Genomic DNA, 20,933 nt, shown 5'->3' with positions numbered 1-20,933 from the left:
GTGTGGTAACCCACATCTTGCCCGGAGGCCTTCATCTACCCCGCGTGTTCACAACCTGCCGGGGAAGTACATCTAGCCGAGGGGATAGAGGTGGCCGAGATCCGAGCTCTCTACCGCCGTTCCCGAGCACGAACCGGCAAGTCAGACCCGCTGGATGCAGAAGCAGCAGCTCGAACGGCGCTCTCCACGGATCCCGAGAAACTTGCTCAGCCACGTCGCTCTGGTGACCGCGCGGCGCTCCGCGTGTTGCTGGCGAGCCGGTCACTGACTGATCAGCAACGTACGGCGAACAAGAATGCGCTCACCGCACTCCTGCGCACCACCGACGTCGGAATCGATGCGCGCAAACCGCTCACCGACGCGCAGATCGCCACCATCGCGGCCTGGCGCACCGGACGAGATGAACCATCACAGCGAGTCTTCAGAGACGAGGCACGAAGGCTGGCCAAATCGATCATCGAGCAGACCAAGTCACTTCAGCAGAACCACCAGGCGCTATCCGTGCTCACCGAGAGCCTCGCCCCCGGCCTCCAGAGCATCCCGGGGGTCGGCGCTGTCACAGGAGCGATCCTGGTGTCGTCGTATTCACACCACGGACGGGTACGCTCTGAAGCGGCTTTCGCCGCGCTCGGCGGCATAGCCCCGTTGCCCGCCTCCTCGGGCAACACCAGCCGCCATCGACTCTCCCGCTCGGGCGACCGGCAACTCAACCGTGCCGTCGACGTCGTCGTCCGCACGCGGATGAGCTACGACCCCACCACCAGAGAATATGTTGAGCGCCGGCGTGCCGAAGGGCTCTCCAAGCGCGAGATCCGACGATGCCTCAAACGCTACGTCTGCAGGTCTCTATTCCGAGAACTTCGGACGCGGATGGCTTGACACGAAGGCATAGAAGCGTCCTTTTCCCGGCAGGTTCGCCTGGGACAGGTAGGCCGCGGCGCGACGCAGGACCTCGTTCTCCTGCTCCAGCAGCCGGTTCCGGCGGCGTAGCTCGCGTAGTTCCGTTGAGTCTTCACGGGTCTTCCCGGGGCGGTTGCCGTCGTCGATGTCGGCTTGGCGGATCCATTTGTGGAGCGTCATCTCGTGGACGCCGAAGTCCTTCGCGATCTGCGGCGCGATGGTGACGCCGTCCTCGCGGGACCGGGCGACTCGCACGACGTCTTCGCGGAACTCCTGGGGGTAGGGAGCGGGCATGGTGCACATCCTTCCAGGCCGCCCAACGGGCAAGCCAGATCAGATGTCACCTATCGGTGCGGCAGTCCCAGCGCGTGAGAGGGCTCACCGGCTCTTCCGGCGGCTCGACGGTCGCACTTCAAGTCATGGAGAATGATGGCGGGCTCAGCGAGCAGTTCAACTCGCGACGAAGGGAGTGGTGATGGCCAAGTCGGTCTTTTACTCGTTCCACTACGACCGTGACGCGTGGCGCGTCCAACAGGTCAGGAATATGGGTGTGCTGGACGGCCAGCCACTCCTGAACGCTCAGGAGTGGGAACAGGTGAGGCGTCAAGGTGACGCGGCGATCCAGAAGTGGATCAAAGATCAGATGGCCTACAAGGCTGCGGTCGTGGTGCTGATCGGTGCGGAAACTGCATCCCGTCCTTGGGTCCGTCACGAGATCGCGTACGCCTGGGACAACCACAAGCCCTTGGTCGGGGTCCGCATCCATGGACTGGCTGACCGCAACGGCTATACCGACCCCTACGGCGAAAACCCCTTCGCCAAGGTTGCCCTGAAGGGAGGGGGCACCGTTGGTGATCATGTGCCCGTCTACAACCCCAGTGGCTGGGACAGCAAGAGCGTCTACGCCAACATCAGTGCAAATCTCACGAATTGGGTGGCCAGTGCCTACAAGCGAGCCTGACTGCCCCTTCTGCGAGATCGTCCAGCGTGAGGACCCTGACGCTCGCGAGGTGTACCGAGACGAGCACGTCGTCGCCTTCTTCCCGCTGGAGCCAGCAACTCTGGGCCACACGCTGGTGGTTCCCCGTGAGCACGTTGCGAACATCTGGAGCCTGGACGAGCAGACGGCTGAGCGGATCGCAGTGGCGACCACACGTCTCTCGCGGGTGGTCAAGGACACACTGACCCCGGAGGGCTTGAACATCATCCAGTCGAACGGGAAGGCAGCAACGCAGACTGTCTTCCATCTCCACGTGCACATCGTGCCTCGTTGGGAGAATGATGCGGTGGGCCGCATCTGGCCCCCTGAGACCCACTACTCAGAGAAGCAGAAGGACGACGCCTGGGAGCGACTGCGAAGCGCTTGCCGGGAGGAGTTGCGCGCGTGACTGGCAACGACGAGAGCGCGGCGTCCGCAGAAGACTTGCGCAAGCACCTGGACTTCATCCAAGCCGTGGTGACGCGCATGTCAGCGGCGTCTTCGGCGACGAAGGGCTGGTTGCTGCCTGTGGTCTCGGCCACCTACGGCTACGCACTGACTAAGAACACCGTGTCCGTCGCACTTCTGGGGCTTCTGTCTGTGGTTCTGTTCGCCTTCCTCGATGCCAACTACCTGAGGCAGGAGCAGGGGTACCGCGCTCTCTACGACGCGGTGGCGAGGAAGACCCGGCCAGTGCCCCTGTTCTCCCTCGCTATCGAGGATGCGCTCGACCCAACCCCCGCTCACTCCACGCCGTGGGGCCGTGCCAAGGGCCGAATGCAAAAGTGGTTTCCTGGTCGACGGGTGTGGTGCTCCTGGTCCATCGCCCCGTTCTACGGTTTGCTCTTCGTGGTCGGCGTCGTCGTGTTCGTCGTCGCGAGGTGAGCGGCGTGCCGGCCTACACCTATGAGGTGGCGTTGTCCTTCGCTGGGGAGCAACGCGACTATGTGCGGGCGGTCAACCAGGCGCTGAAGGCACTCGACGTCAAGACGTTCTACGACGACGACCATGCCGTTGACCTATGGGGCAAGAACCACACGGAAGAACTGCCGCGCATCTACGCCGAAGGCTCCCACCTGGTGCTCATGTTCATCTCCGAGCACTACGTCGACAAGCAGTGGCCGCGACACGAACGTCGCGCCATCCTTACCGAGATGACACAGAGGGGATCGCCCTACCTCCTCCCAGTGCGCTTTGACGACAGCGCGGTCCCCGGCCTCGACAGCGGCTGGCACTATCTGAAGGCCGAGGAGTTCACGCCCGAGCGCCTTGCTGAGGCTGCATACGCCCAACTTGTGGCGCTCGGCGTTCGCGAGCCCCGCTCGCAGGCGATGGAGACTTCCGGAGGAGGGACGTTCGCCGTGGAGACGCTTGCTTCGGCTGACGGGATTGGCTCTGCCCTACCCGCTGTCGATGCCGCTGGGCTTGCAGACCTGCTGTCTCGCCCAGCAAGTCAGCGTCCTGAGGACATCCGCTCCGCCCTTGACTTCGGCACTAGCCAGCCGATTGAGGTCCCCGGCGAGCAGATCGTCGTCGAAACAGAGGGAGGCGTCTCAGCTCTCGGCGGCGCTAACCGTGTGATCTTGCAAGCCTCCGGGTTGGCTCACTTGGAGGGGAAGCCAGCTGGTTTGCGTTTCTACGGCCCCCAAGATCGTCTAATGGGCTCCTTTGAGGGCATCGTCACCCACGCTGGCCTGGGGCGGCTGGGAAGCGCGCTGGAGGTCGGATTCGAGTCCGGCTTGGACGTGATCGCCTGCGTCCCCTTCACGGAAGGAACCAATGGCACGGTCACGACGCGGCTTCACCTTGACAGTCTGAGCCCCGATAGTACCCGACGGTGCGTTGGGACGGTGCTGCAACTGCACGATGCCCACACAGCAGAGATTGTCCTCGACGGGCTGAGCCTCGCCAAGGTGGGGGGCTTTGCGGGAGATCGGGACGCAGAGTACCTGACCGCCCTCCGTATGGTGTACGAGGCCGCCGACGACCTCGCAGTCATTCAACGGGAGACGGGCGTCTACTTCCCCATGCCCAAGGAGATCGAGAGTTACGAGCGGCTCTGGATACGCACCATCAGGTTGATGCTTGAGGGGCTCGCAGCCCCTGTGCCGCGGAAGGTGTACCGGGGGGTCGCACGGTCTGACATTGATCCCGCGTCCATGCTTGACGAGGGGACTCTGGACATCGTCATGCCCGGGAGCGGGATCACCGTCGCTGGCCACCCGGTCCCGCTGGACCCATTCGTCATCTACCACCCCCACGCTGTCTTCTCTGGCGTCAGCGAGTCCCTGGAAGACGTGACGCTGGGGGTTGAGCACCCGAGGGAGTTCGAGGTCCGGCCAGCGGACGAGACAGCCTTCGTGGCTTACCTGCCCGACCGCCTAGATCCGGGTGTGCGGACGTCCACACCATGGAGCATTTCGGGCGTTGACGATCCACCTCCCACACGGCTCGTTCGAGGTGCAGCCTGAGGCTGTACAAAACCCATGTTGCGCTATGTACGCGAGGCCACCGGGGCCTTAGCGACTTCGCTGGTCAGGGGATTATGTGAATTATCCACCATGTGACTTGTCACAAAACAGAACCCCCGGAGCCCCAAGGGCCCGGGGGTTCTGTCGTCCCTGCCCGACCGCACCGTTTGGTGTCGACCACACCGCATCTACACGGTGTGGTCGACACCAAACGGTGTGGTCGGCCGGCTCCAAGCAACCGGCCTCGGACGCGGTCAGTTCTTCCGGTTGTAGAGTCGCATGGAGATCGGGCCGAAGATGGCCAGCAGCACCGCACAGTACACGAGCACCAGAGCCAGGCGTCCGACGTCGTAGGTGCCGCCCATCATGTCCCGAATGATCCCCACCACCACGCTCACGGGATTGACCTCCACGAACGCCTGCAGCCAGCGGGGCATGGTTGCGGGATCGACGAAGATGTTGGACACGAACGTCAAGGGCATCAGGATGAACATGGACACGCCCATGGCCGCCTGTTCGGTCCGCACCAACAGCGCCACCGTGGTCCACACCCAGGACAGGCAGAAGCTGAAGACCAGCAGCAGGACGAACGAGACGAGCACACCCGGCAGTCCGCCCTCCGGCCGGAAGCCCATCACGAACCCGACCACCAGGATGATGACGCCGGCAATGGTGTAGCGCACCTGGTCCCCCAGGAGAGCTCCCACCAATTGCGCGGGACGCCACGTGGGCAGTGAGCGGAAGCGGTCGAACACCCCCTTGGAGATGTCCCGGTTCAGGGTCAGGCCGGTGTACATCGTGATCATGATCAACGTCTGCACGAAGACCCCGGGGATCAGCCACTGGACATAGTCCCCCACGCCACCAGCCAGGGCGCCCCCGAAGATCGTGGAGAACATCACGGTCATCATGATGGGGAAGACCGTGACGTCGAAGAGCTGCTCCGGGATGTGCTTGATTTTGAGCAGCGCGCGCCACCCGTAGGTCAGGGAGGCGCTGAACGCCCCCGCCGGCGCGGGCCTCCGGTCGTCAGGGAGCAGCACGTGCGCGATCATGCCCCCTCCTGCGGTCGGGACATGGGCGCCTGGCTCGCGAGCGGCGGTCACGGTGTCTCCTCAGATTCAGTGGAGGCGTCGGTGTCGTTGGAGTCGGCCTCTCGCGCGGGTTTGCCCGTCAATGCCAGGAAGACCTCGTCCAAGCTGGGCTGCCCCAGGGCAAAGGTTTCGATGCCGATACCGGACTCCTCGAGCGCAGCCAGCGCCGCCGCTGCCGTTTGCCCGGATTCGAGCCGGGCACTCAGTGCTGAGGAATCGGCCTCTTGAACGACGTCGACCGCGAGTGAGCGCTCGATGATCTCCGCCGCCCGGCCCCGGTCCTCGGGGTGTATGACGCGCACCTTGAGGGCGCCGGAACCGACCTGGGCCTTGAGCTTTCCGGGCGTTCCTTCCGCGATCACCCGCCCGTGATCAATCACGGCCAGCCGGCCCGCCAGCTGGTCCGCCTCCTCGAGGTACTGCGTGGTCAGCAGGACGGTGGTACCACCGCCCACGAGTGTCCGGATGATGTCCCAGACCTGGTTGCGGCTGCGTGGGTCGATCCCGATCGTGGGTTCGTCGAGGAAGATCAGTTCCGGTGTCACGATGAGCGACCCCGCAATGTCCAGACGACGCCGCATGCCTCCCGAGTAGTTCTTGACCTGACGGTCCGCAGCATCCGAGAGCCCGAAGGCCTCCAGCAGTTCAGCACCCCGTCGTCTGGCCGCCTTGGCGGTGAAACCGAACAGTCGGCCCAGGAGCACCAGGTTCTCGATCCCCGTCAGGTCCTCGTCCAGCGACGCGAACTGCCCGGTCAACGCGATCTTCTGCCGGATCTCGCGAGGTTGCGCGGCGACGTCGTGCCCCAGCACTGTCGCCCGGCCGGCATCAGGACGCAGCAGCGTGGCCAGCATGCGGATCACCGTGGTCTTGCCGGCCCCGTTGGGTCCCAGGACTCCGTATATGCCCCCGCGGGCAATACTCAGGTCGACTCCGTCGACGGCGATGGTGGCTCCGAAGCGTTTGACCAGGCCGTCGGTCTTGACGGCAAGGTCCTGTTCGGTCGTGGGCAGATTCATGCCGTGGGTGAACCTTTCGGTGAAAAACGCAGATGGCCCAACGTGGCAGCATCTTAACCGCTCCGGGCGGTTCCGTCACCGCCGCCGTCGTACCGCGTGTAGACGGCAGCCTTGTCCGCACCGGGATCCAGACGCGCCAGAACGGCGTCGGCGATCTCACGCAACTGACCTACCTGCTCGGGCGTCAGCGCGTCGAAGATCAGGCGCCGCACCGCGGCTGAATGCCCCGGTGCGGCTTCCTGAACCTTCGCCCACCCGGGGTCCGTGAGGGTGGCATTCGTGGCACGCCGATCCTCCGGGCACGGCGTCCGGCGCACGAAGCCGCGGTCTTCGAGTCTGCGCACCACGTGTGAAAGCCGAGGCAAGGTCGCGGTGGTCAGCGCTGCCAGTTCGGTCATGCGCAAGGTCCGGCCGGGTGCCTCGGACAGCATCGCCAGCACGAAGTATTCGAAGTGCAGCAGGTCGGCGTCACGCCGCAGCTGGGAGTCCAACTCCCCCGGCAAAAGTTCCATGACCGCAGCCAGCCGCACCCATGCCGCCAGCTCACCGGCGTCAAGCCAAGGTTCCTGATCCATCTCACTCCTGATAGTTGACGCTACAACCATACCGCGCTAGCTTTTGGTTGAAGCAACAACCAATGGATCAGGAGGCCCCGATGGGCACCAAGACAGCAGAACTTCTCTCTGCCGACACCTCGATGGGCGCTGTCACCCTGCTGGTCGGCGACCTCACCGCAATGACCGCGTACTACCGTGACGCCATCACCCTCAGTGTGATCTCGGAGACCCCCACCCGCGTGGTCATGGGACGCAACAACCTCCCCCTGGTGATCCTGGAGCTGGCCCCCGAACTCAAGCACGCCTCACGCCGCCAGGCAGGCCTGTTCCACACCGCAATCCTGTTCGAAACCCAAGCCGACCTCGCCGCAGCCATCTACAGCGTGGCCACCCGCTACCCCGGAACGTTCATCGGCAGCGCGGACCACCTGGTCAGCCAGGCGTTCTACTTCTCGGACCCCGAAGGCAACGGGGTGGAACTCTACTGGGACCGCGCCCGCACGGAATGGAGTTGGGTCCACGGGCGCGTGGAGATGGACAGCCTCATGCTGGACCCCAATGCCTTCATGCGTGACCACCTGAACGAACAGGCCGTTGAGGAGCCACATCAGCGCGCCGCCACGGTGGGACACGTCCACCTTCAGGTCGGAGACATCGCCAACGCCAAGCGTTTCTACGTGGACCAGCTGGGCTTCGAAACGACGGCCACCAAGGGCACCCAGGCGTTGTTCGTCAGCGCCGGCGGCTACCACCACCACATGGCGATGAACACCTGGAACAGCGCAGGCGCGGGCCCTCGCCCCAAGTCGCTCGGCCTGGGAACGGTCCGCCTGGAACTCCCGTCCAGCGACGACATGGGCGAGCTCGACGAGCGACTCAGCCACTACGGCGTCGCGACCCGCAACGACGGCGCCACCCTGGCCTTCGAAGACCCCTGGCTCAACCGGGTTCAGGTGTCCACCCAGGCGTGAACAGAGACGTGTCCCGCCGCTCAGACCCGAGCGGCGGGACACCTCCACACTCCGGGCATGACACCGGAACGCTAGGCTCGCCGCATGACCTGGCCCGCCGTTCACATCTCCCAGTCCATCAACGCTGCCCCACACGTCGTCGCGAACTTTGCCGGCGATCCCGCGAACCTCCCTCAGTGGGCCGCAGGGCTCAGCAACGGCATCCGGCACGAGGACGGGCGTTGGCTGACGGATTCGCCCATGGGGGCGGTGGAGGTCCGCTTCGTGGGTCCGGTCGAGCACGGCATTCTTGACCATGACGTCGTACTCCCGGGCGGCTCGGTCACCCACAATCCCCTGCGGGTTCTGCGCAATGACACCGGGAGCGAGGTCGTGTTCACCCTGTTCCGCGGGCCGCAGGGGACCGCTGATGATTTCGAGGGGGACGCGGCGGCCGTGAAAGCGGATCTGAGCCGCCTCAAGGGGCTCTTGGACGGGGCAGCACCGAACGGCACGATCGCCTGAGGTCACAAGCTGTGTCGACACATGAGGGGTCACGGCCGTAACGCGCTCACGGCAGCATGTAGGCCAATGATTGACGCGACATCATATTGACCGCCAGGCGACTGCACTGCCATGCAGTTGCTCGCGACGGCAAAGGCTCTGCCGTGCCTACCCGCTGCCCTTGTCAGGAACCCGTCATGTCCAATTTCTCCGTCCCGTCCCCGCCCCCGGGAGTTCGGGCCTTCGATTCCGTGCTCGTTGAGTACCGCACGGTGCACCGCCAGCCGCGCGTGGTCTTCGACGACCTGGCGAGGGAAGCGTTTGAGGCCGCCGCGCAGATGACCAACGTGCTTCTGGTCGTCGGCGCCGGTGAGGACGCGCCCTCTGACGAACCGTCGCCGGTGGTCTGCACCCTCAACCCCACAGTGCCGGGGTCCTACGTACTCCGTTACGAGATCCGCGAAACCCCAGAACCAGAAGCCCCCGGACGCACACGCTCGTTCTTGCGCCCCCAGCCCCGTGCGGCCCGCGACACCACGCCGGAAGTCGACGCAGTCCTGCAGGAGGCACTGATCAGCGGCAACCGCGAGACCGTGGAATTGCTCCTGTGCATCGGCGTGCTCACCGGCATCGACGACGGACGTTTGTCCGTGACGGCCGGAACGTCGGACGACGACCCGTTCGTGGAACTCGTGGACGGCATCCGCGTCCTCCAGCGCGTCCACCGCAGCGCGTGGGTCCTGCTCCAACGCGAGGACATCCAGGACTGCCTGCGCGGACTGCTGGCCCCCTTCAAGGACGACCAGCTCTACACCATGACCCTGGTCGAGAACCCGCACTTCAACAATCTGCAGGCGGCCTACGTCATCACCGCCTCCCAAAAGCTCCGCGACTTCGTGGAAGGCGCAGCTCTGTACCTACCGTCGCTCTAGACGCATGGCCACTTCGTAGTGGCCCGTGTGCGGGAACATGTCCAGCAGTTGCGCCTCGACCGGGAGCCAGGACGGCATCCGCGCCAGGTCGCGCGCCATGGTCTTCGCGTTGCAGCTCGAGTAGATGAGGTCCGTGGCCGAACTGTTCTCGAGTCGGCCGCTGAGCTCCTCCCCCAGCCCGCGGCGCGGCGGATTGACGACGACGAGCCGCCCGGACCCGCTCTGAAGCAGCGGGTCACTCACACCGCCGTCGTCGTCGGACGGACCTCCCCACGCCGTGGCGTCACCGGCCCCGAAACGGGCCGAACCCGGACCACGCTCGGGAAGACCGAGTTCGCGAGCGCTGCGCTGAGCCGCCGCAACGGCTTCCTCGGACACTTCCACACCGACCACGTCCCGCCCGGCCCCGGCCAGGTGCAGGGCGAATCCGCCCACCCCGCAGTAGAGGTCAAGGACCTCGGTCGGCGCGACCTCGTCGGCCCAAGCCGCGGCACGGCGATAGAGCGCCGCAGCCACATGGGTGTTGGTCTGGAAGAAGGATCTGGGCCGCAGGTGCAGCGGAATCCCGTTGACCTCCATGAGCAGGCTCTCCTGCTGGGTCAGCAGGATCTCGGTGGGGCCTTCCAACACAGCCTTGTGTTCGGGTTGCACATTGACCGAGACCACACGAAGGTCCGGTAGTCCGGCCTCCAGAACCGGCAGGTGCTCGCGGATCCGGTCCAGCTGGCGCTGCGAGCGCAGCACGAAGCGCAGCATGAGTTCATTGCGGGGCGACACGGTGAGCAGGACGTGTTTGAGTTCGCCCCGGCCCTTGGGGACGTCGTAGGGCAGAAGGCGGAGGTCCCGTGCGAATCGCGCCACCTGTTGCAGCGCTGCCGTCACCGCGGGCGGATACAGGGGGCAGTCGCGCAGGTCCACGCCCCGGCCCACGGGATCGAGAATGCCGAGGGTCGGTTCGGCCACGGTCCCGGCGACCACCATTTTCGCCTTGTTCCGGAAGCCGGCCTCCGGCCCTGAAACGGGGTCCAACCACTGCAGGTCGTGCAGGTCCTTGCGAGCTGCCGCCAGGAGCCCCCGGACTCCGTCCACCTTCCCGGCCAGTTGCTGCGCGTAGGGTTGATCGATCAACGTGCACGAATGGCACAGTCCGAGGTCGTGATAGTGGCAGCGCACGGCCCAGAGCCTACCGGGAGGGGAGTTCAGCAAGATGACGGGAAAACGCCCCGGCCGGGCCCCTGTACCCTCCCCGGCGGTCATGACGGGCCGGACGGACCCGGCCCTGACCGTCCGCCCGGTGGACCACGCCGCAGCCGCCAAGGAACACGCCCGCGCCGCCAATCAGCCTCCCGCAGAGCCCCGGACCACTGCGACGACGGCGCCCGGCCCGGCACAGGCCACGGAGGAGGCCAGGAAACACGAGCTCCGGCGCCGGAAGGAACTGGCGGCCCGCATCAAAGCGGCACTCGAACAGAACACCGCCCGGTCCCTCACCGATCGGGACATTCTCTACTCCGTGGTCTCCGGTCGGCCGACACCGACCGGTGACGGGCTGGTGTTGAACGCTCCCGACGACTCGGTACACGTCGTGGGTGCCTGGGACGCCACCTTGGCGGACCTCCAGAAAGTCGTCGAGGATCCCGAGGACTCCTGGTCCGCCGACCTGGGCCGCACGGACCACTTCCTCCGCGGTGAGCTGTGCGTACAGATCCGCCGCTCGGACGCCCAGATCGTGGGCATCTACCGCGCCGGGTGGGCCCTGGCCCGCCGCCCGGACCAGCCGCTGCCCGAGGAACCCGGTTCGGGACGGTCGGCCTCCGGGGGCCGGGGTACGCGTTACCCCACCAACCAGCGCGAACTGCTGACCCGTCTGCGTGCGGCGGGATTCGTCGTCGTGACCTCAGGGCCCACGCACGGGAAGATCACCCACCCCGATCACCCGGGTCGGTTCCTCCCGTACTCCTCCACCCCGTCCGGACAGCGTTACGGGCGTCACGTTGTGACAGCGGTGAAGCGGGTCTTCGACATCGATCTTCGCGACTGAAACATCGCCCGGTCTAGACTCGAAGGCGTGAAAGCGCTGCTCCTGGAGAACATCCACACCGATGCCGAAGAGATCCTCCGCCGTCACGGCGTCGAGGTCGAGACGCGGAAGGGGGCACTGGACGAAGCCGAGTTGATCGAAGCCCTGGACGGCGTGGACCTCTTGGGAATCCGGTCCAAGACGAATGTCAGCCGAGCCGTTTTCGAGGCCCGCCCCAACCTGATGGCAGTGGGCGCGTTCTGCATCGGAACCAACCAGATCGATCTGAATGCGGCCTCCGAATCGGCCACCCCGTGCTTCAACGCCCCCTACTCCAACACCCGTTCCGTTGTGGAGCTGGCCATCGGGGAGATCATCTCCATGGCCCGTCACCTGACCGACAAGAACGCCGCGATGCACAAGGGTGAGTGGGACAAGTCGGCCAAGGGCGCTCACGAGGTCCGTGGACGCACCCTCGGCCTGATCGGGTACGGCAACATCGGCAAGCAGCTCTCCGTTCTGGCCGAGCTGATGGGCATGCAGGTCTACTTCTACGACGTGCGCGACGAACTGCCCATGGGCAACGCCAAGAAGTGCAGCTCCATGGACGAGCTGTTCGAGAAGTCCGAGACCATCTCCGTGCACGTGGACGGCCGCGCCTCCAACCGCGCACTGATCGGTCGAGCCGAGTTCGAGAAGATGCACCCGCGCACCCTGTTCCTCAACCTCTCCCGCGGGCACGTGGTGGACCTGGAGGCACTGCGCGACGCGCTGAACTCCGGGCACATCGCCGGCGCGGGGATCGACGTCTACCCGGAGGAGCCCAAGGCCTCCGGCGAGCCGTTCGCCTCTGCGCTGCAGGGCATTCCCAACGTCATCCTGACCCCGCACATCGGTGGTTCCACCGCGGAGGCGCAGGAGAACATCGGGCACTTCGTGGCCTCCAAGCTCATCGACTACGTCGAGCAGGGCTCCACCTCCCTGTCCGTGAACTTCCCCCAGATGCAGCTGCACCCGATCAAGTCCGGCGTCCGGCTGCTGCACGTGCACGACAACGTGCCGGGCGTGTTGACGGCAGTGAACACGGTGCTCTCCGAACACGGCGTCAACGTGGACGGACAGCAACTGGTCACGGAGGGCGCCACGGGCTACCTGGTGACCGACTGCTCCTCGGGAGTTGACGAGAACGTGGTCAGCGAGATCATGGCCCTGTCGGCCACCCGCCGGCTCGGCACGATCGGCGATTGCGTGGGTCAGGACTGCTGAATCCACGCGCGGGTGGGCCCGGTCTCCGGCCACCCGCGTCCTCGGAGTTCGCGTGGAGGTTCTCCCCGACAAGGCATCAGGGTGACCGTCTACTATCCTGGGAGCACATCGCCGCCCGGCGGTGTCTGACGTGCGGTGCCCCCGGGGCGCCGCGACCACGGACCCCCGCAGGACGACCGGAAGGAGGGCGCTTGGGTTTCCTGGACAATCTTGAACGCGGGATCGAACGCGTCGTGCGCACCGCGTTCTCCACCGGTTCACGCAAGCGCATCGAAGCCGTCGAGATCGCCAGCGCCTTGCGACGCGAGCTCGACGAGCAGTCCTTCACCATTTCCGCCGGCCGCACCATGGCACCCAACGTCTTCGTCGTCGAATTCTCCGACGAGGACTTCCCGCGCGCCCAAGAATGGGGAACGCCCCTGGCCGAGGAACTGTGCGAGGTGGTCATCCGACACGCCCGCTCCCAGACCTACACCTTGCAGGGCGCGGTACGGGTGTCCTTCACCCGCAACCCCGACGTCGAACGCGGTGAGTTCGTGATCTCCTCCTCCGCACAACGCACCGAGGAGCCCACGGCGGCAGCCCACCGCGCCGACGAACGGCGCACCCCCCGGCCGCGGTCGGCCCCGGCCTACAACGGCGCCCCCTCCGCCCACGGTGGTTCCCACCGCTCCGATTTCGGTGGCGGGGACCCTTACCGCGAGGACTGGTCCCACCCGACCACCACGCCTCAGCACTGGGTCCCGGTGCTCGAGATCGACGGTCACCGGCTCGCCCTGGACGCCGAGTCCGTGGTGCTGGGACGGTCGGCGGAGGCCGATGTCACCATCGAGGACACCGGCGTGTCCCGCCGCCACCTGGAGATCCGCCACGAGGGCGATCACTGGTTGGCGGTCGACCTGGGTTCCACCAACGGCTCCCACGTGGACGGTGAGCGCGTGCGCGGCCGCGCCGAGTTGGTCAACGGTTCCGTGATCTCCATGGGTCGCAGCCGCATCGTCTTCCGCCTGGTGGCCCCGAGGAGGAACCACTGAATGTCTGAACTGACCGTGGCACTGCTCCGGTACGGGTTCCTGGCCCTGCTGTGGGTGTTCATCCTGGGCATCGTCCTGTCCCAAGGCCGCGACCTGGCCGTCGACCGCCGTCGGCGTAACCGCGGCCGCGGCGCGCAGGCGCAGGCCGGTGCCAACCAGGCCCCGCAGACCCCGGCCCCCGTCCAGCAGCAGCCGGCGCGCCAGCTGCCGCAGACCCTGCTGGTCCTCCAGGGCCCCACGGGCGGCCGCTCCTACCAGCTGGGCAGCGCACCCGTGCTCATGGGCCGTTCCCCGGAGTGCACCGTCCCGCTCGAGGACGACTACGCCTCCGGGCGCCATGCCCGCCTGTTCCCGCAAGGTTCCCGCTGGTTCCTCGAGGACCTCGGGTCCACGAACGGCACCTACATCGATGAACAGCGGTTGACCCGTGCCGTCCCCGTGGAGGCCGGTCGGCCGTTCCGGGTCGGCAAGTCCGTGCTGGAACTGAGGGCCTGATACATGCCCTTAGCTTTTCGTTTCGCCGCGCGCTCCGACGTCGGCAAGGTGCGTTCCAAGAACGACGACTCCGCCTACGCGGGTCACCACCTGGCCGTCGTGGCCGACGGCATGGGTGGGCACGTCGGTGGCGACGTGGCCTCCGCTTCGGCAGTGATCGACCTGACCCACCTGGACCGCACCGGGTACGACGGCGACGCCCGGACCGTGCTGGCCGATGAGATCCAGAACGCCAACCAGAACCTGGCGGAACTGGTCCAGCAGCATCCGCGGCTGGGCGGCATGGGTACCACGGTGACCTCGATCATCATCGACGGGGAGAACATCTCCCTGTGCCACATCGGGGATTCCCGGGCTTACCGCCTGCGTTCCGGCGAGTTCCGACAGGTCACCACCGACCACACGTTCGTCCAGCGTCTGATCGACGAAGGTCGGTTGCGACCCGAAGAGGCGGAGACCCACCCGCACCGCAACGTCCTCATGCGCGTCCTCGGCGACGTGGACGCCTCCCCGGAACTCGAGTCCGAACTGCTGGAGGCCGAGCCCGGGGAACGCTGGTTGCTGTGCTCCGACGGCCTGAACGCCGTCGTGCGCCCGGAGACCATCCAGCGCGTGTTGAGCATGGACTCGGAACTCGACCAGATCGCCGAATCACTCGTGGACCTGACCCTGGAACGTGGGGCGCCGGACAACGTGACGGTTGTGGTCCTGGAGGTCGTGGACTCCGAAGACCTCCCGTCCCTCGGCAATCCCGCCGGTGGTGCCGTGCCGGACCCGAAGGAGGCCCTGACCTCGGACGAGTTGAGCGAGTCCGGGCACCCGGAGACGCCCCGGCAGGACCCGTTGCCGGGCATGCCCTGGGCCGAACCAACTCCGGAGGCGGACACCGAGGACACCGACGACGCCGCGTCCAACGAGCCGTCCTCGGCCGCGGCACTCCGGCAAGGTCTGGACGCGCACCCGCACGTCCTGGTCGGTGCCGCCGCCAATGCCACCCAGACGGGCCGAATCCCGACCGTCAGTGATTCGGCCATGGCCCGCCGCGCCACGCTGCTGCGCACGAAGGCCGCGGAGCAGTTGGCCGACATGGCGGAGGTCGACGAGGCGCTGGGAAGCTCGCGGCGCCGTCGTACGGGGTGGATCATCGCCGCGGTGGTCTCCGTGCTGGCCGTGACGGCACTGGTCGTGGGCGGCATGGCAGCGAGCAACTGGATCCAGGGTCGCTACTACGTCGGTGAGTCCGAAGGTCGGGTGGCGATCTACAACGGTGTCTCCCAGAGCCTGGGACCGATCCAGCTCTCTCGGATCGAGGACACCTCCGACGTCGAGGTCTCCGAGTTGTCCTCGTACTCGAGGAACCGGGTGGAGAACACCATCACCGCCGATGACCTGGAGCACGCACGCAGCATCGTGGACGGTCTGCGATCGGGTGACGAGGACTCGGACCAGGCTTCCGAGAGTGCCACGCCCTCGCCCCAGGACTCGGGGACCGTGAGCTTCCCCGACCGCGGCCAGGACGACGAGACAAACGCGTCGCCCGACTCCAGCCGGACCCCCGCAGCACCCCCGCAGGACGGTGATCGCTGATGACCGCCGCTCCCACCCGAGGGACGCCCGCAACCGATCCGGTGCGGGCCACCAGCACCTCCACCGGGCCTGTTCAACGACGACGACGGATCACCGAGCTGGTCCTGTTGTTCGTCGCCTGGGCCATCGGCATCGGCGCCAACGTCCTGATCGACCCGGAACAGGCCATGGCCTCCCCCGGTCACGTGTACCGGGCGGCTGCGGTGTTGATCGCCGGTGGGCTGGTGCTGCACGCCGTGATGTGGTTCCGGGCGCAGTACGCGGATCCCTACATCCTTCCGATCGTGGTGGCCCTCAACGGTCTGGGGATCGCCATGATCCACCGCATCGATCTGCTCATGGACGCGACGGCCGCGACCAATCAGGTCTTGTGGACCGCCATCGGTGTGCTCGCAGCGGCCCTGGTGTTGGTCTTCCTCCGGGACCACCGCAGACTGCGGCGCTTCACCTACATCTCCCTGTTGGCTTCCGCGCTGCTGTTGGTCCTCCCGCTGCTGCCCGGTCTGGGGATCGAGATCAACGGCGCCCGGATCTGGATCTCCATCGGCGGCCGAACCTTCCAGCCTGGAGAAATCGCCAAGATCACGCTGGCGATCTTCTTCGCCGGGTACCTCTCGACCAACCGCGACGTCATCCTGCTGGCGGGCCCCAAGATCGGCCCCGTACGTCTACCGCGCTTCCGGGATCTCGCTCCGATGTTCGCCGCCTGGCTGGTCTCCATCGGGGTTCTGGTCCTGCAGCGTGACCTGGGAACCGCGATCCTGTTCTTCGGGCTGTTCGTGGCCATGCTGTACCTGGCCACCGGCCGCTTGAGCTGGATCGTTCTAGGCCTGATCTTCGTGGCCGCGGGCGGTGTGGTCGCGTCACAGACCTTCGGTCACGTGGCCGCCCGTTTGGACGCCTGGTGGCATGCCTTCGACCCCGCGATCTACGACGCCCCCGTCGGTGGCTCCCGTCAGATCGTCCAGGGCATCTTCGGACTGGCCTCCGGTGGGCTGTTCGGCCAGGGACTCGGGCAGGGACGCCCGGACCTGGTGTCCTACTCGAACTCGGACATGATCATCACGGCCTTCGGCGAGGAGCTGGGGTTGGTCGGCCTGGGTGCCATCCTGATGATGTTCTTCCTGCTCGTCTCCCGCGGCTTCCGAGCGGCTCTGGGCACGCCCGACGCCTTCGGCAAGCTGCTGGCCGGCGGTCTGGCCTCCATCATGGTGATCCAGCTCTTCGTGGTCATCGGCGGCGTCACACGCGTGATCCCGCTGACCGGTCTGACCACCCCCTTCATGTCCGCCGGTGGTTCGTCGTTGCTGTCCAACTGGATCATCGCTGCGTTGCTGCTGGCCATCTCCCATTCGGCTCGACGTCCCGTGGTGACCGGCCCGGCCAGCGATCAGGACATCGCGGAGTTCCAGGCGCACGAACGCGAGGAGCACGAGCGAGCAGAGATGCTGGAGAGCGAGCGCGCCGAACGTGCCGAACGCCGTCGTGCCCGCCAGGAGGCGGCGCGCAAGGAGCGCGAGGAGCGTAAGGCCCGTCAAGCGGAGGACGAGCGCAAGAACGCGACCGCGGTCCCGACGACGGACCGGGCCGACGACGCGCCCAAGAAGCCGGCCCCGGACGACGACCCCGACGTCGACGAGCCGGACCTCGATGAGCCGAAGACCGAGCCGACGAACCAGCAGCCGAACGAGTGGAAGGGGGCCACATCGTGAATCGAGCCATTCGTCACGTCTGGATGGCAGCGGTCGCCATTTTCGCCGTCCTGCTGTTGGCCCTGACCTCCATCATGTTCTTCCAGCAGCGCTCACTGGCCGCGGACCCCTGGAACACGCGGACCCTTTACGAGCAGTTCGGCAGGGACCGCGGCCCGATCCTGGCCGGTGGAGACGAGATCGCCTATTCGGTTCCCGCCGACGGTGATTACGCGTATCAGCGCGAATACCGCAATGCGGAGGCTTACGCGCCGCTGACGGGGTACTTCTCCCCCGTCTACGGCTCCACGGGTCTGGAGAACGCGATGGGTGAGCAGCTCTCCGGAAACTCGGACAGTCAGTTCTACGACCGTGTGATGTCCACCCTCTCCGGTGATCAACCCTCCGGGGCCTCCGTGGAGATGACCGTGGATCCCGAGCTCCAGGAGCTGGCCTACAACCTACTGGCCGGGAAGAAGGGTTCGATCGTGGCGATCGAACCGGACACCGGCAGGATCCTGGCGATGGCCTCCTCGCCGTCCTACGACCCGAACGCCCTGTCCTCGCACGACTCCGCCGGGGTCATCGAGGCCGCTCAACGGTTGAACAGCGACGAGGCCCAGCCCATGACGAACCGGGCCATCTCGGGGGACCTCTACGCCCCGGGGTCGACGTTCAAGATCATCGACACCGTGGCGGCACTGGAATCTGGCGACTACGACACGGACACCGAGATCCCCAACCCGCAGAACCTGGAACTGCCGGGCACCAGCACCACGCTGCCGAACTACGTGGGTGGCAACTGCACGCAGCGCACGGAGGCGGACCTGGAGTTCGCCTTGAACAACTCCTGCAACACCCCGTTTGCGCAGATCGCAATGGACCTGGGCCAGGATAAAATTCGCGAGACGGCCGAGAACTTCGGCTACGGTCAGGAACTGGACATCCCCTTGTCCGTGACCCCGTCGACCTTCCCCTCAGACCTCGATGATGCCAGCCTGGCGATGTCGGCTATCGGGCAGTACGACGTCCGCTCCACTCCCCTCCAGGTGGCCATGACCTCAGCAGCAATCGCCAACGACGGTGTGCTGATGCGTCCCCAGCTGGTCCAGGAGGTCCGGTCCTCCGACCTGTCGGTCATCGACAGCTTCCAGGCCGAGCAGATGCAGCGCTCCACCTCCACGGACGTGGCGGACACCGTCACGGACCTCATGGTCAGTTCCGTGGACAACGGCATCGCCAACGGTGCGGCCGTGCCCGGGTACTCGGTGGCCGGCAAGACGGGCACCGCCGAGATCGGTTCCTCGGGGACCAATGACTCCTGGTTCACCGGTTTCGCCCCCGCGGACGACCCCCAGGTCGCGATCGCCGTCGTGTACGACGACGTGGCCGTCGGTGAGAGCTCGTCCGCGGTTTCCAACGGACAGCAGATGTTCGAGGCGGTGTTGAACGGATGAGGCCGTCGTCGAAGACCGTCCTGGGTGGGCGGTACGCGCTGACCGAACGCATCGCGATCGGCGGCATGGGTGAGGTCTGGAAGGCCAAGGACAAGGTCCTGGGCCGCACGGTCGCCGTCAAGATCCTCAAGGAGGAGTACACGGGCGACCCGACGTTCCTCCAGCGATTCCGCGCGGAGGCACGGCACACGGCCTTGTTGAACCACCCCGGTGTGGCCAATGTCTACGACTACGGGGAGGACGGCGGTTCGGCTTACCTGGTGATGGAGCTGGTTCCCGGTGAGCCGCTGTCCAACATCATCGACCGCGACCGCACGCTGCCCGTCGACGACGTGCTCAACTACATCGGCCAGACCGCCCGTGCGTTGGCCGCGGCCCACGCGCAGGGCCTGGTGCACCGGGACGTCAAGCCCGGCAACCTGATGATCACCCCGGAGAAGCGGGTCAAGGTCACCGATTTCGGTATCGCCCGGGTGGCGGACCAGGTGCCGTTGACCGCAACCGGACAGGTCATGGGAACGGCCCAGTACCTCGCACCCGAGCAGGCGACGGGTCAGACGGCAACGGGGTCCTCGGACCTCTACTCGTTGGGAATCATCGGTTACGAATGCCTGGCCGGCCGGCGCCCCTTCACGGGGGAATCCCAGATCGCCATCGCATTGGCTCAGGTCAACGACCCCCCGCCGCCGCTGCCCGGCTCCGTACCGGACGGGGCCAGGGCACTGATCATGTCCATGCTCGCCAAGGATCCCGCCGACCGGCCCTCCACGGCGGGGGCTCTTGCCGGTGCCGTGGACTCGATCCGTCGCGGCGACCTGGCGGGTGCGGCGAATGCTGTTCCGGGCATGCGCAAGTTCCTGGACCTCGACGACGCGCCTACAGAGGCGCTGAACACCCGCGGGGACGACACCCGTATCTCGGACCGCGTCTCGGGCGCTGCCGCCCTGGGCGTTGCGGCAGCAGCCGCACCGAGTGCCTCGACCGCGGAGATGCGGATCTCGGCCGAGCAGGACGCCGGCAACTCTGCCTCCCAGGCGGCGGCCGGCGCCCCGGTGCCCGTGCCCAACAACCCTTCACCGGTGACTCCCGCCGACGGTGGGCCTGCCGTGGGGTCGAGTTCGACCGGAAAGACGAGCCGACGACTGTGGCCCGTGATTGTGGTGGGCATCGTCATCGCGGCACTTCTGGCGGCCGTGATCTACCTTGCGTTGCAGAACTTCGGTTCCACCGGGGAGCCGTCACCGCGCGGCACGGTCTCGACCTCGACCGCCCAGGCGACCGGCACCGATGGCCCGACCACGGTTGAGATCAACGCCGATGACTACATCGGACGCAACGTGGACACCGTGGTCGGCGAACTCAACGCAATGGGACTCGACGTGGAGGTCGTGGGCGAGGCCGACGCCGAGACACCCAGCGACCAGGTCACCGCCGTGTCCCCCACGGGCACGGTCAACACGGGAGACACTGTGACGGTGACCCATTCCACCGGCCCTGAAACCGTTGCCTTGCCTGAGGACATGGTCGGCAACCAGATGGACACGGTGATCGACGACGTCACCGCCTTGGGGGTCAACATCGACGTCTACTACGACGAGAACTCCTCCGAGGATCCCGGTACCGTAACCGACACGACGCCGGACGAGGGATCGGAAGTCGAGGTCGGTTCGACGATCGACCTGGATGTGGTCCCGTCGGCCAGCCCGGAGGCGTCGCAGACCTCCGCGGGTGGCGAGCGCAGCGGGCAGGCAACCGACGACGCCACCTCCGGGAGCACCGGGGACACCCGGGCCGGAACCGAGACCCAGCAGGACTCGGCGGACTCTCAGTCCTCGGAGCCCTCCTCCACCCAGACCTCGGCGGAATCCGATGACCGGAGCACCACCGACCAGTCCACCTCAGACCAATCGAACGTCGCTGCCCCGGCAGGTGCCCCCACCTCTGCCGCCGACGGCGCTCTGACGACGGAAGGCTGAC

General features: G+C 66.4%; 20 protein-coding genes and 1 pseudogene. 16 read left to right on the top strand and 5 right to left on the bottom strand.

Going from position 1 to position 20,933, the window contains the following annotated elements; translation table 11 throughout:
• Window positions 1-90 precede the first annotated feature (90 nt).
• On the top strand, window positions 91-879 hold the full coding sequence (locus tag GWK18_RS10855) for a transposase (RefSeq protein ID WP_348535933.1): 789 nt from the start codon (window positions 91-93) through the stop codon (window positions 877-879).
• 39 nt (window positions 880-918) lie between these two features.
• On the opposite strand, the pseudogene GWK18_RS12950 reads toward GWK18_RS10855, so the two are convergent.
• Window positions 919-1,194, bottom strand: a pseudogene (locus tag GWK18_RS12950) (transposase); the annotation flags it as partial.
• A gap of 181 nt (window positions 1,195-1,375) precedes the next feature.
• Between GWK18_RS12950 and GWK18_RS10845 the strand changes: the two are divergent.
• From GWK18_RS10845 to GWK18_RS10835, 4 genes are read left to right on the top strand one after another with little or no spacing between them, the layout of a single operon-like run.
• Complete coding sequence (locus GWK18_RS10845; protein ID WP_166835233.1) at window positions 1,376-1,861, top strand: TIR domain-containing protein; 486 nt, start codon at window positions 1,376-1,378, stop codon at window positions 1,859-1,861.
• A 49-nt stretch (window positions 1,862-1,910) separates the two neighbouring features.
• Window positions 1,911-2,288, top strand: coding sequence for an HIT domain-containing protein (locus tag GWK18_RS13210; RefSeq protein ID WP_348535932.1), 378 nt, complete (start codon window positions 1,911-1,913; stop codon window positions 2,286-2,288).
• Window positions 2,285-2,764, top strand: coding sequence for a hypothetical protein (locus tag GWK18_RS13205; protein WP_245193216.1), 480 nt, complete (start codon window positions 2,285-2,287; stop codon window positions 2,762-2,764). The genes GWK18_RS13210 and GWK18_RS13205 overlap by 4 nt, the downstream gene beginning before the upstream one ends.
• A gap of 5 nt (window positions 2,765-2,769) precedes the next feature.
• Window positions 2,770-4,350 carry a TIR domain-containing protein gene (locus GWK18_RS10835; RefSeq protein WP_166835231.1) on the top strand — a complete coding sequence of 527 codons (1,581 nt, stop codon included), beginning with the start codon at window positions 2,770-2,772 and terminating at the stop codon, window positions 4,348-4,350.
• A gap of 254 nt (window positions 4,351-4,604) precedes the next feature.
• On the opposite strand, the gene GWK18_RS10830 is transcribed toward GWK18_RS10835, so the two are convergent.
• From GWK18_RS10830 to GWK18_RS10820, 3 genes are read right to left on the bottom strand one after another with little or no spacing between them, the layout of a single operon-like run.
• Entirely contained in the window at window positions 4,605-5,405 is an 801-nt protein-coding gene (locus GWK18_RS10830) for an ABC transporter permease (RefSeq protein WP_166835229.1), read from the bottom strand.
• Window positions 5,406-5,452: 47 nt separating this feature from the next.
• A complete protein-coding gene (locus tag GWK18_RS10825; RefSeq protein ID WP_166835227.1) occupies window positions 5,453-6,463 on the bottom strand; it encodes an ATP-binding cassette domain-containing protein in 1,011 nt (336 codons plus the stop codon).
• Window positions 6,464-6,516: 53 nt separating this feature from the next.
• Window positions 6,517-7,038, bottom strand: a complete 522-nt coding sequence (locus GWK18_RS10820) for a MarR family transcriptional regulator (protein WP_166835225.1) — start codon at window positions 7,036-7,038, stop codon at window positions 6,517-6,519.
• Between the two features lie 80 nt (window positions 7,039-7,118).
• Here GWK18_RS10820 and GWK18_RS10815 point away from each other — a divergent pair, with 80 nt between their 5' ends.
• From GWK18_RS10815 to GWK18_RS10805, 3 genes are all read left to right on the top strand, one after another.
• Window positions 7,119-7,991, top strand: a complete 873-nt coding sequence (locus tag GWK18_RS10815) for a VOC family protein (protein WP_166835223.1) — start codon at window positions 7,119-7,121, stop codon at window positions 7,989-7,991.
• 84 nt (window positions 7,992-8,075) lie between these two features.
• Window positions 8,076-8,495: an SRPBCC family protein gene (locus GWK18_RS10810; RefSeq protein WP_166835221.1), complete on the top strand. Its 420-nt coding sequence runs from the start codon at window positions 8,076-8,078 to the stop codon at window positions 8,493-8,495.
• A gap of 176 nt (window positions 8,496-8,671) precedes the next feature.
• Window positions 8,672-9,406 (top strand): hypothetical protein, encoded by a 735-nt coding sequence (locus GWK18_RS10805; protein WP_166835219.1) that lies wholly within the window; start codon window positions 8,672-8,674, stop codon window positions 9,404-9,406.
• Here the strand turns inward: GWK18_RS10805 and rlmC are convergent.
• A complete protein-coding gene (gene rlmC, locus GWK18_RS10800) occupies window positions 9,392-10,579 on the bottom strand; it encodes a 23S rRNA (uracil(747)-C(5))-methyltransferase RlmC (protein ID WP_166835217.1) in 1,188 nt (395 codons plus the stop codon). The genes GWK18_RS10805 and rlmC overlap by 15 nt on opposite strands.
• Window positions 10,580-10,661: 82 nt before the next feature.
• On the opposite strand from rlmC, the gene GWK18_RS10795 reads away from it, so the two are divergent.
• From GWK18_RS10795 to GWK18_RS10760, 8 genes are all read left to right on the top strand, one after another.
• The gene (locus GWK18_RS10795) at window positions 10,662-11,447 is read left to right on the top strand and encodes a hypothetical protein (protein ID WP_245193215.1); all 786 of its coding nucleotides are present in this window, start codon (window positions 10,662-10,664) and stop codon (window positions 11,445-11,447) included.
• A gap of 27 nt (window positions 11,448-11,474) precedes the next feature.
• Complete coding sequence (gene serA / locus GWK18_RS10790) at window positions 11,475-12,692, top strand: phosphoglycerate dehydrogenase (RefSeq protein ID WP_166835213.1); 1,218 nt, start codon at window positions 11,475-11,477, stop codon at window positions 12,690-12,692.
• 191 nt (window positions 12,693-12,883) lie between these two features.
• On the top strand, window positions 12,884-13,726 hold the full coding sequence (locus GWK18_RS10785) for a DUF3662 and FHA domain-containing protein (protein ID WP_166835211.1): 843 nt from the start codon (window positions 12,884-12,886) through the stop codon (window positions 13,724-13,726).
• Window positions 13,727-14,221, top strand: a complete 495-nt coding sequence (locus GWK18_RS10780; protein ID WP_123826651.1) for an FHA domain-containing protein — start codon at window positions 13,727-13,729, stop codon at window positions 14,219-14,221.
• Window positions 14,222-14,224: 3 nt separating this feature from the next.
• A complete protein-coding gene (locus tag GWK18_RS10775; protein ID WP_166835209.1) occupies window positions 14,225-15,808 on the top strand; it encodes a protein phosphatase 2C domain-containing protein in 1,584 nt (527 codons plus the stop codon).
• Window positions 15,808-17,520, top strand: a complete 1,713-nt coding sequence (locus GWK18_RS10770) for an FtsW/RodA/SpoVE family cell cycle protein (RefSeq protein WP_166835207.1) — start codon at window positions 15,808-15,810, stop codon at window positions 17,518-17,520. The genes GWK18_RS10775 and GWK18_RS10770 overlap by 1 nt, the downstream gene beginning before the upstream one ends.
• Window positions 17,517-18,956 (top strand): penicillin-binding protein 2, encoded by a 1,440-nt coding sequence (locus GWK18_RS10765; protein ID WP_166835205.1) that lies wholly within the window; start codon window positions 17,517-17,519, stop codon window positions 18,954-18,956. Before GWK18_RS10770 ends, GWK18_RS10765 begins: the two co-directional genes overlap by 4 nt.
• The gene (locus GWK18_RS10760; protein WP_166835203.1) at window positions 18,953-20,932 is read left to right on the top strand and encodes a protein kinase; all 1,980 of its coding nucleotides are present in this window, start codon (window positions 18,953-18,955) and stop codon (window positions 20,930-20,932) included. Before GWK18_RS10765 ends, GWK18_RS10760 begins: the two co-directional genes overlap by 4 nt.
• Window position 20,933: the final 1 nt, after the last annotated feature.

The organism is Kocuria sp. JC486 (assembly GCF_011602805.1).
Classification (GTDB): Bacteria; Actinomycetota; Actinomycetes; order Actinomycetales; family Micrococcaceae; genus Kocuria; species Kocuria soli.
This window is presented reverse-complemented; position numbering and strand designations above follow the sequence as displayed.

Excerpts from the sequence above, each read along its gene's own strand:
- GWK18_RS10795 (WP_245193215.1), top strand. The coding sequence starts at position 10,662 with ATGACGGGCCGGACGGACCCGGCCCTGACCGTCCGCCCGGTGGACCAC.
- GWK18_RS10825 (WP_166835227.1), bottom strand. The coding sequence starts at position 6,463 with ATGAATCTGCCCACGACCGAACAGGACCTTGCCGTCAAGACCGACGGC.
- GWK18_RS10805 (WP_166835219.1), top strand. The coding sequence starts at position 8,672 with ATGTCCAATTTCTCCGTCCCGTCCCCGCCCCCGGGAGTTCGGGCCTTC.
- GWK18_RS10775 (WP_166835209.1), top strand. The coding sequence starts at position 14,225 with ATGCCCTTAGCTTTTCGTTTCGCCGCGCGCTCCGACGTCGGCAAGGTG.
- GWK18_RS10770 (WP_166835207.1), top strand. The coding sequence starts at position 15,808 with ATGACCGCCGCTCCCACCCGAGGGACGCCCGCAACCGATCCGGTGCGG.
- GWK18_RS10830 (WP_166835229.1), bottom strand. The coding sequence starts at position 5,405 with ATGATCGCGCACGTGCTGCTCCCTGACGACCGGAGGCCCGCGCCGGCG.
- GWK18_RS10810 (WP_166835221.1), top strand. The coding sequence starts at position 8,076 with ATGACCTGGCCCGCCGTTCACATCTCCCAGTCCATCAACGCTGCCCCA.
- GWK18_RS10845 (WP_166835233.1), top strand. The coding sequence starts at position 1,376 with ATGGCCAAGTCGGTCTTTTACTCGTTCCACTACGACCGTGACGCGTGG.
- GWK18_RS10815 (WP_166835223.1), top strand. The coding sequence starts at position 7,119 with ATGGGCACCAAGACAGCAGAACTTCTCTCTGCCGACACCTCGATGGGC.
- GWK18_RS10780 (WP_123826651.1), top strand. The coding sequence starts at position 13,727 with ATGTCTGAACTGACCGTGGCACTGCTCCGGTACGGGTTCCTGGCCCTG.
- GWK18_RS10760 (WP_166835203.1), top strand. The coding sequence starts at position 18,953 with ATGAGGCCGTCGTCGAAGACCGTCCTGGGTGGGCGGTACGCGCTGACC.
- GWK18_RS10820 (WP_166835225.1), bottom strand. The coding sequence starts at position 7,038 with ATGGATCAGGAACCTTGGCTTGACGCCGGTGAGCTGGCGGCATGGGTG.